14 protein-coding genes are annotated in these 12,043 nt (G+C 53.0%); 8 read left to right on the top strand and 6 right to left on the bottom strand.

Going from position 1 to position 12,043, the window contains the following annotated elements:
* The 5 genes from GA0061070_RS15950 to nth all read left to right on the top strand — a co-directional run.
* Nucleotides 1-203 (top strand): electron transporter RnfC (locus GA0061070_RS15950; RefSeq protein WP_090137032.1); only part of this gene is annotated, 203 nt, incomplete at its 5' end.
* On the top strand, nucleotides 204-1,256 hold the full coding sequence (gene rsxD / locus GA0061070_RS15945; protein WP_090137031.1) for an electron transport complex subunit RsxD: 1,053 nt from the start codon (nucleotides 204-206) through the stop codon (nucleotides 1,254-1,256).
* A 9-nt stretch (nucleotides 1,257-1,265) separates the two neighbouring features.
* Nucleotides 1,266-1,886: an electron transport complex subunit RsxG gene (rsxG, locus tag GA0061070_RS15940; RefSeq protein ID WP_090137030.1), complete on the top strand. Its 621-nt coding sequence runs from the start codon at nucleotides 1,266-1,268 to the stop codon at nucleotides 1,884-1,886.
* 3 nt (nucleotides 1,887-1,889) lie between these two features.
* The gene (locus GA0061070_RS15935) at nucleotides 1,890-2,585 is read left to right on the top strand and encodes an electron transport complex subunit E (protein ID WP_090137029.1); all 696 of its coding nucleotides are present in this window, start codon (nucleotides 1,890-1,892) and stop codon (nucleotides 2,583-2,585) included.
* The gene (gene nth, locus GA0061070_RS15930; protein ID WP_090137028.1) at nucleotides 2,585-3,220 is read left to right on the top strand and encodes an endonuclease III; all 636 of its coding nucleotides are present in this window, start codon (nucleotides 2,585-2,587) and stop codon (nucleotides 3,218-3,220) included. The genes GA0061070_RS15935 and nth overlap by 1 nt, the downstream gene beginning before the upstream one ends.
* Before the next feature lie 6 nt (nucleotides 3,221-3,226).
* Here nth and GA0061070_RS15925 read toward each other — a convergent pair whose 3' ends face one another.
* Nucleotides 3,227-3,652, bottom strand: coding sequence for a CopD family protein (locus GA0061070_RS15925; RefSeq protein ID WP_090137027.1), 426 nt, complete (start codon nucleotides 3,650-3,652; stop codon nucleotides 3,227-3,229).
* A 743-nt stretch (nucleotides 3,653-4,395) separates the two neighbouring features.
* Between GA0061070_RS15925 and dtpA the strand changes: the two genes are divergently transcribed.
* Nucleotides 4,396-5,898, top strand: coding sequence for a dipeptide/tripeptide permease DtpA (gene dtpA, locus GA0061070_RS15920; RefSeq protein ID WP_090137026.1), 1,503 nt, complete (start codon nucleotides 4,396-4,398; stop codon nucleotides 5,896-5,898).
* Nucleotides 5,899-6,006: 108 nt separating this feature from the next.
* Nucleotides 6,007-6,612 (top strand): glutathione transferase GstA, encoded by a 606-nt coding sequence (gstA, locus tag GA0061070_RS15915; protein ID WP_090137025.1) that lies wholly within the window; start codon nucleotides 6,007-6,009, stop codon nucleotides 6,610-6,612.
* Between the two features lie 78 nt (nucleotides 6,613-6,690).
* On the opposite strand, the gene pdxY is transcribed toward gstA, so the two are convergent.
* The 5 genes from pdxY to anmK form a co-directional block, all read right to left on the bottom strand.
* Nucleotides 6,691-7,551: a pyridoxal kinase PdxY gene (gene pdxY, locus GA0061070_RS15910; protein ID WP_090137024.1), complete on the bottom strand. Its 861-nt coding sequence runs from the start codon at nucleotides 7,549-7,551 to the stop codon at nucleotides 6,691-6,693.
* A gap of 71 nt (nucleotides 7,552-7,622) precedes the next feature.
* Entirely contained in the window at nucleotides 7,623-8,897 is a 1,275-nt protein-coding gene (gene tyrS / locus GA0061070_RS15905) for a tyrosine--tRNA ligase (protein ID WP_090137023.1), read from the bottom strand.
* Nucleotides 8,898-9,039: 142 nt separating this feature from the next.
* Nucleotides 9,040-9,696, bottom strand: a complete 657-nt coding sequence (pdxH, locus tag GA0061070_RS15900) for a pyridoxamine 5'-phosphate oxidase (RefSeq protein WP_090137022.1) — start codon at nucleotides 9,694-9,696, stop codon at nucleotides 9,040-9,042.
* A 57-nt stretch (nucleotides 9,697-9,753) separates the two neighbouring features.
* Nucleotides 9,754-10,074 carry a C-type lysozyme inhibitor gene (gene mliC / locus GA0061070_RS15895; protein WP_090137021.1) on the bottom strand — a complete coding sequence of 107 codons (321 nt, stop codon included), beginning with the start codon at nucleotides 10,072-10,074 and terminating at the stop codon, nucleotides 9,754-9,756.
* A gap of 91 nt (nucleotides 10,075-10,165) precedes the next feature.
* Nucleotides 10,166-11,290: an anhydro-N-acetylmuramic acid kinase gene (anmK, locus tag GA0061070_RS15890; RefSeq protein ID WP_090137020.1), complete on the bottom strand. Its 1,125-nt coding sequence runs from the start codon at nucleotides 11,288-11,290 to the stop codon at nucleotides 10,166-10,168.
* A 284-nt stretch (nucleotides 11,291-11,574) separates the two neighbouring features.
* Here anmK and slyB point away from each other — a divergent pair, with 284 nt between their 5' ends.
* A complete protein-coding gene (gene slyB / locus GA0061070_RS15885) occupies nucleotides 11,575-12,042 on the top strand; it encodes an outer membrane lipoprotein SlyB (RefSeq protein WP_090137019.1) in 468 nt (155 codons plus the stop codon).
* Nucleotide 12,043: the final 1 nt, after the last annotated feature.

Raw genomic sequence — 12,043 nt, 5'->3', positions numbered from 1 at the left:
CCGTCGATCCGCGCAAAGCTGCCGTCGAGGCGGCAGTTGCCCGCGCAAAAGCGCGCAAAGCAGAACAGATGCAGGCAGCGGTAAAGGAAACATCACCGGTTCCGCAGGCCGCTAATGATGATCCACGCAAAGCGGCGGTCGCTGCCGCCATCGCCCGTGTTCAGGCTAAAAAAGCCACGCAGCAAGCTGTTAACGAGGATTAAATGGTTTTCCGAATCGCAAGTTCTCCTTATACCCATAACCAGCGTCAGACTTCACGCATTATGCTGCTGGTGACACTTGCCACCATGCCAGGCATTGCCGCTCAACTGTGGTTTTTCGGTTGGGGAACTCTGATACAGATTATTCTCGCGATTGTCAGTGCCCTTACTGCGGAAGCGCTGGTATTGTCGCTGCGTAAACAAAACGTGGCCGCGATTCTGGCGGATAACTCTGCGCTGCTAACCGGTTTGCTGCTGGCGATCAGTATTCCCCCTTTCGCGCCATGGTGGATGGTGGTACTGGGTACGGTGTTCGCCGTCATTATCGCCAAACAGTTATATGGTGGGCTTGGTCACAATCCATTTAATCCAGCGATGATCGGTTATGTGGTACTACTGATCTCCTTCCCGGTGCAAATGACCAGTTGGCTACCGCCATACGAAATTGCCCATACCGTACCGGGCTTTATGGATGCGGGACAGATGATCTTCAGCGGGCATACCGCAACGGGTGCCACCATGGAAACCCTGCGCATTGGCATTGATGGTGTCAGCCAGGCTACGCCACTGGATACCTTTAAAACGTCACTGCATGCGGGTCACAGCGTCGAGCAGATCCTGCAATACCCGATCTACAGCGGTGTGCTGGCGGGCGCAGGCTGGCAGTGGGTTAACCTCGGCTATCTGGCCGGTGGGCTATTCCTGCTATGGCAAAAGGCCATTCGCTGGCATATTCCGCTGAGCTTCCTGCTCTCGCTGGCGGTGTGTGCCACGCTTGGCTGGATCCTTTCCCCGCAATCGCTGGCTGCACCGCATCTGCATTTGCTCTCCGGCGCAACTATGCTGGGGGCGTTCTTTATTCTGACCGATCCGGTAACCGCCTCCACCACTAACAAAGGGCGGCTTATTTTTGGCGCGCTGGCAGGTTTGCTGGTGTGGCTGATCCGCAGTTTTGGCGGCTATCCTGATGGCGTCGCTTTTGCCGTGCTGCTGGCTAACATCACCGTACCGTTGATTGACTACTACACGCGTCCACGCGTGTACGGGCATCGTTGAGGAGTCGCCATGCTGAAGACAATGCGTAAACATGGCGTGACGCTGGCGCTGTTCGCAGCGGGTTCTACCGGACTGACAGCGGCCATTAATCAAATGACCAAAACCACGATTGCCGAACAGGCTGCGCAGCAACAAAAGGCGCTGTTTGATCAGGTGATCCCCGGTGACAGCTATAATAATGCGCTGCAACAGAGCTGTTATCTGGTGAGCGATCCTGCGTTAGGTAAAGGTCAGCATCATCTGTGGATTGCCAAAAAAGATGAGCAGCCGGTGGCGGCGGTGATTGAAGCCACAGCACCCGATGGCTACTCTGGGGCGATTCAGTTATTGGTCGGTGCCGACTTCTCCGGCACTGTGTTGGGTGTGCGCGTGACTGAGCAGCATGAAACGCCGGGGCTGGGCGATAAAATCGAACTGCGTATTTCCAACTGGATCACGCATTTTTCCGGAAAGAAAATTGAAAGTGCCACCGACCCGCATTTCGCAGTGAAAAAAGATGGCGGCGATTTCGATCAGTTCACAGGAGCCACCATTACCCCGCGCGCCGTGGTCAATGCGGTTAAACGCGCGGGTCTGTATGCAACGACGCTGCCTGAGCAACTTTCCCGTTTACCGGGTTGTGGAGAGTAAACGATGAGCGAAGTAAAAGACGTTATCGTCCAGGGGCTATGGAAGAACAACTCCGCATTGGTGCAGTTGCTCGGGATGTGCCCACTGCTGGCAGTAACCTCCACGGCAACTAACGCGCTGGGTTTGGGGCTGGCTACCACGTTGGTTCTGACGTTGACCAACTTCGTTATTTCACTATTGCGCCGCTGGACGCCCGCAGAGATCCGTATTCCTGTTTACGTGATGATTATCGCGTCCGTGGTCAGTGCGGTACAAATGCTGATCAACGCTTACGCTTTTGGGCTGTACCAGTCTTTAGGGATCTTTATTCCGCTGATCGTCACCAACTGTATCGTGGTCGGACGTGCTGAAGCTTTTGCCGCGAAAAAAGGCCCGGCGTTATCGGCGCTGGATGGTTTTTCCATCGGCATGGGAGCAACCTGTGCGATGTTTGTTCTCGGCTCGCTGCGTGAAATCCTTGGCAACGGTACCCTGTTTGACGGCGCAGATGGTCTGCTCGGCAATTGGGCAAAAGTACTGCGTATTGGAGTGTTTCATACCGATTCACCGTTTTTGCTGGCGATGCTGCCGCCAGGTGCATTTATCGGTCTGGGCATGATGCTGGCGGTGAAATATCTTATCGATCAAAAAATGAAAAAGCGCCGGGAAGCCACTGCCGCTGTTAGTGACGCAGTACACTCGTCGCCCGAGAAAGCATAATGAATAAAGCAAAACGGCTGGAAATATTAACCCGTTTACGGGAAAACAACCCCCACCCGACCACAGAACTCAATTTCAGTTCGCCATTTGAACTATTGATCGCTGTGCTGCTTTCCGCCCAGGCAACAGATGTCAGTGTTAATAAAGCCACCGCGCTGCTCTACCCGGTTGCCAATACACCAGCAGCGATGCTGGCATTGGGCGTTGAGGGCGTGAAACAGTACATCAAAACCATTGGCCTATTTAACAGCAAAGCGGAAAACGTGATTAAAACCTGCCGTATTTTGCTGGAAAAGCATGGTGGCGAAGTGCCGGAAGATCGCGCTGCGCTGGAAGCGCTGCCGGGCGTTGGGCGTAAAACCGCCAATGTGGTGCTTAACACCGCCTTTGGCTGGCCAACTATTGCCGTCGATACACACATCTTCCGCGTCTCCAACCGCACGCGTTTTGCGCCGGGTAAGAACGTTGAAGAAGTGGAGGAGAAGCTACTGAAAGTGGTACCGGCAGAGTTTAAAGTCGATTGCCACCACTGGTTGATCCTACACGGGCGATACACCTGCATCGCCCGTAAGCCGCGCTGCGGCTCCTGCATTATCGAAGATCTCTGCGAGTACGACGACAAAACCGAACTCTGACTGCCGTCAGAACGGCCGGAATACCGCCAGCAGAATAATCCCTGCCACCACGACGATAATCAGTGTGGTGGCATTGCGCACTGCACCAGATCCTTTCACTGGTTCACTCGCCGCCATCCGGCGTATCGTTGCAGAGAGAAAACCGTGCAACCCGGAAAGCGCAATCACGGCCACGATTTTCACGACCAGCCAGAGATGCGGAAACTGACCGTGAGCGATAACCATGATAGCCCCAGCCATCCACAGCAACAGCATCGCAGGGGTGACGACTTTGCGGCTCCAGCGGCGTACCGCCAGCAACAACCCAACCGTTGAGGTTTTATCGCTTTGCAGCGCACTCCAGCCGACAACCACCGCCATTACTAACATGCCGCCAATCCAGACGATGGCGGAGACAAGATGTAACGCATTGAGCCACGGATGAAAACTCATTATTTGACTCCAGTAAAAAAGGACAGGCAGCAGTCTGCCAGCAGCGCGGTGGGATGTCATGAGCAATGCGCGGCATTATGTTTACAAAGCCATGGTTATTGCCCTTTTATCGTATGGGGCAGTAATGGAAATTGGCGGAACTTGCTGATTTGCAGCAGATAACTGATGTGATATTACTCACATCTCTACACATCACCCATAAAGACGAATTAACGTTCGGAAAGTCATGAATTGAACAAATAATAGTTCGCATATTCGTATTCACTAAGACTTATCATTTTTTTAGAATAAAAAAATACAACTAAAGTGTGATTATACTTACATTGCTAATATGTTGTTAAAACGAAGTTTAGCGCGGAAAACTTCAGGTCTGAGCGCAAAGTTTAATCACTCACTTTCAAGACATATAACCATTAATGTTTAATTAACCAGCCCAATGCACTGCGTCACAAGCAAAATAGCAGAACATATAGCTAATGATGCAATCCCACTCCGTAATTGCAGTGGAAAAATCCATCTTTATTACATTGGTAAAATTTAACTCTGAATAACAAACACAACTACCGAGCAATGTAATGCTTAAGTTCTATGTAACAGAATATGTCAAAGGTATTGCCTGAAAGCCCAGGATAGTGAACATTACCCACCGTTTCCCCCTCCCAATATAACTATAAGCGTGATGAATTCTGGTTATCACGCGCTGAACACTCCCGTTAATATGGGATGTAAAAAAAGAGGTATATGTGTCAACTGCAAACAAACCAACCGAAAGCGTTAGCCTGAACGCTTTTAAACAACCCAAGGCGTTTTATCTGATTTTCTCGATCGAGTTATGGGAACGTTTTGGTTACTACGGCCTGCAAGGGATTATGGCCGTTTACCTGGTAAAACAACTGGGTATGTCCGAAGCAGACTCGATTACGTTGTTCTCTTCCTTTAGCGCTCTGGTCTACGGCCTGGTCGCTATCGGCGGCTGGCTGGGCGATAAAGTCCTCGGCACCAAGCGTGTGATTATGCTGGGCGCGATTGTGCTGGCGATCGGCTATGCACTGGTGGCATGGTCTGGCCATGACGCCGGTATTGTCTATATTGGTATGGCGGCTATCGCCGTCGGTAACGGGCTCTTCAAAGCCAACCCGTCTTCCCTGCTCTCCACCTGCTATGCCAAAGATGATCCGCGTCTGGATGGTGCATTTACCATGTACTACATGTCCATTAATGTTGGCTCCTTCTTTTCTATGCTGGCAACCCCGTGGCTTGCCGCGAAGTTCGGCTGGAGCACGGCATTTGGTCTGAGCGTTGTCGGTCTGCTGATCACCATCGTTAACTTCACCTTCTGTAAACGGTGGGTGAAAAACTACGGTTCAAAACCGGACTTCGCACCGGTGCGCATGGGTTACCTGCTGGCAACCATCGTCGGTGTCGTAGTGCTGATTGCCATCGCAACCTGGCTGCTGCACAACCAGGGGATCGCCCGTATGGTTCTGGGTGTTGTTGCGTTGGGTATTATTTGCATTTTTGCGAAAGAGACATTCACCCTGCAAGGCGCTGCGCGTCGCAAAATGATCGTGGCTTTCATTCTGATGCTTCAGGCGATCGTTTTCTTCGTTCTGTACAGCCAGATGCCGACCTCCCTGAACTTCTTTGCGATTCGCAACGTTGAACACACCCTGTTCGGCATCGCGTTTGAGCCGGAACAGTATCAGGCGTTGAACCCGTTCTGGATCATTATTGGTAGCCCGATTCTGGCCGCCATCTACAACAAAATGGGCGATACGCTGCCGATGCCGCATAAATTTGCCATCGGTATGGTGCTGTGTTCTGGCGCCTTCCTGGTTCTGCCGCTGGGCACAAAATTCGCCTCCGATGCAGGTATCGTCTCTGTAAACTGGCTGATCGCAAGCTACGCTCTGCAAAGTATTGGTGAACTGATGATTTCCGGTCTGGGCCTGGCGATGGTTGCGCAGCTGGTACCGCAACGTCTGATGGGCTTCATCATGGGTAGTTGGTTCCTGACGACTGCCGGTGCGAACATCATCGCAGGTTATGTCGCTAACCAGATGGCGATCCCGGAAAACGTGACCGACCCGCTGATGTCACTGGACATCTACGGTACTGTCTTCCTGCAGATTGGTATCGCTACAGCCGTAATTGCCGTACTGATGATCCTGGCTGCACCGAAGCTGAACCGCATGACGCAGAGCGACGACAACGTGCGCGAAGCGTCGGAAACCGCAACAGCGTAAACGCTGCGGGGAACACGAAATATTTAGCCGCTAGCGTAAGTTAGCGGCTTTTTTTTTATTCCGCGACGTAATAACCTAATGCCCGAAATTAACTATAAGGAAAGCATAATGAAACTGTTTTACAAGCCTGGCGCCTGCTCGCTTGCATCGCATATTGCCCTGCGTGAAACCGGTAAAGACGTGACGCTGGTAAGTGTCGACCTGATGAAAAAGCGCCTGGAAAATGGCGAAGACTTTCTTTCTATAAACCCGAAAGGCCAGATCCCAGCACTTCAACTTGATGACACCACGCTGGTGACGGAAGGTGTGGCAATCATGCAGTATGTCGCCGACAGCGCGCCGGACAGCCAGCTTCTGGCACCGGTCGGTACGTTGCCACGCTACAAGACGCTGGAGTGGCTGAACTTTGTCGCTACCGAGCTGCATAAAGGTTTCACGCCGCTTTTCCGCCCGGATACGCCGGAAGAGTACAAACCGACGGTTCGCGCTCTGCTGGAAAAAAAGCTGCAATACGTGAACGAAGCCCTTGCAAACAGCGAGTGGATCAGCGGCGAGCACTTCACCATTGCTGATGGCTACCTGTTTACGGTGCTGCGCTGGGCGCGCGCGGTGAAACTGAACATGGAAGGCCTGAGCCATATCGACGCTTATATGTCGCGCGTTGCCGCACGCCCGGCAGTTGCGGCGGCGATGGCAGCGGAAGGTATTCAGTAATTGATTGATAGCCCCGCAGTGCATTTGCGGGCGGCATGTATGCCGTAAGGGGAAGGCGGGAAGATCCCGCCTTTTTTATTACAACAGGGTTGCGCTGAACAGATGTTCCGGTTTCGCGATCCTGTCCTGCGCTGCCACCACTTGCAGCTCGTACTCTTGCATGCCGTGAGTAGTCAGCATAATTTCATACACCGCGGCCGTTACATGCTCCAGTGCCTCACGCACCGGCGTGCCCTGCAACAGCTTCACCAGTAACAGCCCGCTGGTGACATCGCCGACGCCAACCGGCTGGCGCGCGCCGAAATCGACCAACGGACGGCTGATATGCCAGGCTTCATGTGGCGTTACCAGCAGCATCTCAAAACGATCCGCGCTCAGACCGGCGCGCGCAAGATGCTTCACCAGCACAATCTGCGGCCCTTTAGCAATCAGTTCACGCGCGGCCGCCACCGCCTCCTGCACGCTATTCACTGGATGTTCGCAAAGGATCTCCAGCTCAATCAGATTAGGCGCAATGATATCGCTGGCCGGTAACGCGTTGCGCAGATGAAATTCGGCGACGCCTGGCGCAACGATGCACCCTTTTTCGGGATGTCCCATCACCGGATCGCAAAAGTATTTCGCCTGCGGATTAGCGGCTTTTACCTGACGCACGATGCCGAGAATATGTTCACCCTGTTCCGCCGACCCAAGGTAGCCGCTCAGTACCGCATCGCAGCGCTGTAGCTGATCAATAGCGGCGATACCCTGCACAATTTCTGTCAGATGCGCGGGCGACATGACGCTGCCTGTCCATTTACCGTACTGGGTGTGGTTAGAAAACTGCACCGTATTCAGCGGCCAGACATTGGCCCCAAGACGGCGCATCGGAAATTCAGCCGCACTGTTCCCCGCATGCCCAAAGACCACATGCGATTGAATGGCGAGGATGTTCTTCATTTTTGTAGCCTTGCAATGACGGGACGAAAAAGAAGGGAGTGATTTCTCACTCCCCCGAGATATGACGTGAATTATTTCCAGCAGATCAGGCAGTAATTTTTCTTACCGCGACGCAGCAGCGTGTAGCGACCAAACAGGCGATCGCCATCAACGAAGGTGTATTCCGGATCGGACTGTTTTTCACCGTTGATGGTCACTGCATTGGAAGCGATGGTTTTACGCGCCTGGCCGCGGGACGGTTGCAGTTCGGAGTCGACCAGCGCCTGCATCAGATCCGCGCCTTTTTCCATCTCAACCATCGGCACGCCATCCTGTGCCAATTGTTCGAAATCCGCTTCGCTCAGATCGCTCAGCGTGCCGTTAAACAGGCTTTCGGTGATGCGTTTTGCGGCAACCAGCCCCTCTTCGCCATGCACCAGACGCGTGACCTGCTCAGCCAGCACATACTGCGCGCGCGGCGCTTTACCGCTGTTTTTGTCTTCTTCTTCCAGCGCATTAATTTCTTCGATGTCCATAAAGGTGAAGAATTTCAGGAAGCGATAAACATCCGCATCGGCGGTGTTGATCCAGAACTGGTAGAACTTGTATGGACTGGTTTTCTTCGGATCCAGCCAGACCGCGCCGCCTTCGGTTTTACCGAATTTGGTACCGTCAGCTTTGGTGATCAGTGGAACCGTCAGGCCAAATACCTGATTCTGGTGCAGACGACGGGTCAGGTCGATACCGGAAGTGATGTTGCCCCATTGATCGGAGCCGCCGATCTGCAACACCACGCCGTGCAGCTTGTTCAGGCAGGCGAAGTCGTAACCTTGTAACAGGTTGTAGGAGAACTCGGTAAAGGAGATACCAACATCATCACGGTTCAAACGCTGTTTCACCGCTTCTTTGTTAATCATCTGGTTAACAGAGAAGTGCTTGCCGATATCGCGCAGGAAAGTCAGCACATTCATGTTGCCGAACCAGTCGTAGTTGTTCGCCGCAATTGCCGAGTTGTCACCGCAGTTGAAATCAAGGAACGGTGCTACTTGCTTGCGGATTTTATCCACCCACTCCTGCACAGTGTCTTCGGTATTCAGTTTGCGCTCGGTCGCTTTAAAGCTCGGATCGCCAATCAGCCCTGTCGCACCGCCTACCAGCGCAACCGGCTTGTGACCAGCCTGCTGGAAGCGTTTCAGGCATAACAATGGAACGAGATGCCCCAAATGCAAGCTGTCTGCGGTGGGATCGAAGCCGCAATAAAGCGCGATTGGCCCCTGCGCCAGTCGTTCTGCTAACGCTTCCTCATCCGTTACCTGAGCCACCAGGCCCCGCTCTTGCAATTGTTTAATCAAGTTACTGCTTGCCATCAAATTCTCCATGTATAAAACGGAACTGCACCTTTGCCGGTACACGACTTTTCGCCAGATGCGAAAGGATACTTCAGGGGGGCAGATAGCATAAAGCGCCGGAACACGGAGTGCCAGCGCTTAACGCAACATTTTTCAGGGATTACGGAGCGAGACGATCAATTTTCCATGCGTTATTTTCACGCTGGTATAAAAAACGATCATGCAGACGGTTAGCACCACCCTGCCAGAACTCCATCTGCTCAATGCTGACGCGAAAACCGCCCCAGAAGCTGGGCAACGGTATTTCGCCCTGCTGAAACTTTTGCTTCAGTTCAAGGAATTTGCTTTCGAGGATACCGCGTGCGGAAATACGGCTGGATTGTTTAGAAACCCAGGCGCCAATTTGGCTGTCGCGCGGGCGGCTATGAAAGTACTTCACCACTTCCAGCGTCGATAAACGCTCCGCTTTACCGGTTACCATCACCTGGCGTTCCAGTGTGTGCCATGGGAACAGCAGGCTGACCGCCGGGTTATGCTCAATATGGTGCGCTTTACGGCTGCCCAGGTTGGTATAAAACACCAGCCCTTTTTCATCATAATGTTTGAGCAGCACGATGCGCTGATAAGGCTGGCCATTCTCATCTACCGTTGCGACCACCATGGCAGTCGGATCGGCGAGCTGAGCCTCACAGGCTTGCCCTAACCAGCGCTCAAAGAGTTTCAGCGGCTCTGCTGGCAAGTCGTTGCGGCGCAGACCGCCTTTAGTGTATTCACGGCGCAGATGCGCGATTTGCTGCAATTGATCGTTATCAGACATGGCGTTAGCAAAAAATAATCATCAGGGAGGGCTATTATGCTCCCCCCCGTGAAAATCTCAACGCTCTGGGATTAACTGACAGTTATTCAGCACGATGCGGTCGCGTTTATAGACCGTCGCGCCATTACCTTTCGACCAGAAAACATAAACGCCATCGGTATAGCGCACACCAGATGCCGATAACCCCTGTTGCAACGTCAGTAGTTTGCCATCCCAGACGAAACTGGCCTGCTGGCGAGTATTGTTAATTTTCACGGTCAGGGGTTTTTCATCACACTGGTAAAGCAGCGTGTCGGTATGCATTCGTTCAACGAACTGGTTGTAATAACTACACCCAGCAAGCAGAGCGGGCAGGCAGGCAATCAGTATTTTTTTCATTGGGTATCTCCGGACGGTCCTGGTCACGGAGGGCTAAGCGCCCTCTTTAAATTCGGTCAGTCTAGCGATGTAACACCAAAGTAAAATCCGGTTAACTCTGATTCTGGCGTGGATTTGCAGGAAAGATGGCACCAAGTACCGTCGGCGCAGAAGCGCCGGTCACCGACGGCAGATTGCCAGGTAATCCGGCGAGGGTTCGCCATGCCAGCCAGGCAAAAGCCAGCGCTTCCATATCATCGCCGCTGATCCCCGCGTCATCCGTAGTAGAAACTTCGATACCCGGCAGCGCTGCCGCCAGACGCGCCATTAGCAGCGGATTGCGACTGCCGCCGCCGCACACCAGCAGGCGTTCACAACCGCCGCTCAGCAATACCTGTTCGGAAATGGTCACTGCCGTCAGCTCCGTCAGCGTTGCCTGGACATCGCTGGCGCGAATAGCTGGGAAATGGGCCAGATGGCGTTCAAGCCAACCATAGTTGAAATATTCACGCCCGGTGCTTTTCGGCGGCGCTGCCGCAAAGTAAGGATCGCTGAGCATGTTTTGCAGCAACGGTAGCACCACTTTCCCTTCACTTGCCCACTGAGCATCTTTGTCATACGGCTTGCCTTTTTGCCGCCAGATCCAGGCATCCATCAGCATATTACCCGGCCCGGTATCATAGCCTCTGACCGGCTGCCCAGGGATTAACAGCGACAGGTTAGCAATGCCGCCAATATTGAGCACCATCCGCCGTTCAACCGGATGCGCCAGCAGCGCGTGGTGAAAAGCCGGAACCAGCGGCGCCCCCTGTCCGCCCAGTGCCATATCGCGCCGACGAAAATCGCCGACCACCGTTACGCCAGTACGTGCGGCAATCTGATTGTTATCGCCAATTTGCAACGTATGCGGCGCAATGCCCGTTGGCTCATGCCAGACCGTTTGCCCGTGGCAGCCAATCGCCACGATATCTTCCGGATGCAGATGCTCGCGATCCATCAACGCCAAAACAGCATCAGCGAACAGTTTCCCCAGTTGCGTATCCAGTCGTCCCAGTTGCGAAAGCGTGAGCGACTGCCCCTGGCAAATTGCGAGTATCGCCTCTTTCAACGGCAGTGGAATAGGAAACGTCAGGCTTGCCTGCTGCGCGACCATGTTCTCATCGATGGCCGCCAGCACCACATCCACACCGTCCAGACTCGTTCCCGACATCACCCCAATGTAGCGACCCGATTTCATACGCCTTCCTTAATTTGCGTAACTCAGAAGTCACACTCCACCATAAAGCAACCATTAACGCTATCGACTACAAACACTTTTTAACAATCCTGACGTTTTGCACTAAGTGAAATCCTATCAGGCTGCGTTTATAATCGCTTCGTTTAAAGCGGGTTAAACAGACACCACGTATTATTTTTGCCAGGATTGGGCGGAAGATACGACCTGGCATTGTAAAAATGCCATATAATTTAAGCATGACGGATGCTCATAAGAGCGTTTCATGGTGAACAGGAGATTCATAAATGATGTTACGTGCACTGGCAGTTTCGCTGATTGGTTTTACGTTGGCTGGTTGTGTCAACAACGATACGCTTTCCGGCGATGTTTACTCTGCCTCCGAAGCCAAACAAGTGCAAAATGTCACTTACGGTACTATTGTTAATGTCCGTCAGGTACAGATTCAGGGCGGCGATAACAACAACGTTATTGGCGCGATTGGCGGCGCGGTGCTGGGTGGTTTCCTTGGTAATACCGTGGGCGGCGGCACAGGTCGTTCTCTGGCTACCGCAGCAGGCGCGGTTGCAGGCGGCGTAGCGGGTCAGTCCGTTCAGGGTGCGATGAACAAAACTCAGGGCGTTGAGCTGGAAATTCGTAAAGATGACGGTAAAACCATCATGGTGGTGCAGAAACAGGGCAATACCCGTTTCTCTGCGGGTCAGCGCGTCGTGATGGCCAGCAATGGTAGCCAGATCACTGTTTCTCCGCGCTAAG

This window comes from Kosakonia oryziphila, from assembly GCF_900094795.1.
GTDB lineage: Bacteria > Pseudomonadota > Gammaproteobacteria > Enterobacterales > Enterobacteriaceae > Kosakonia > Kosakonia oryziphila.
This window is presented reverse-complemented; position numbering and strand designations above follow the sequence as displayed.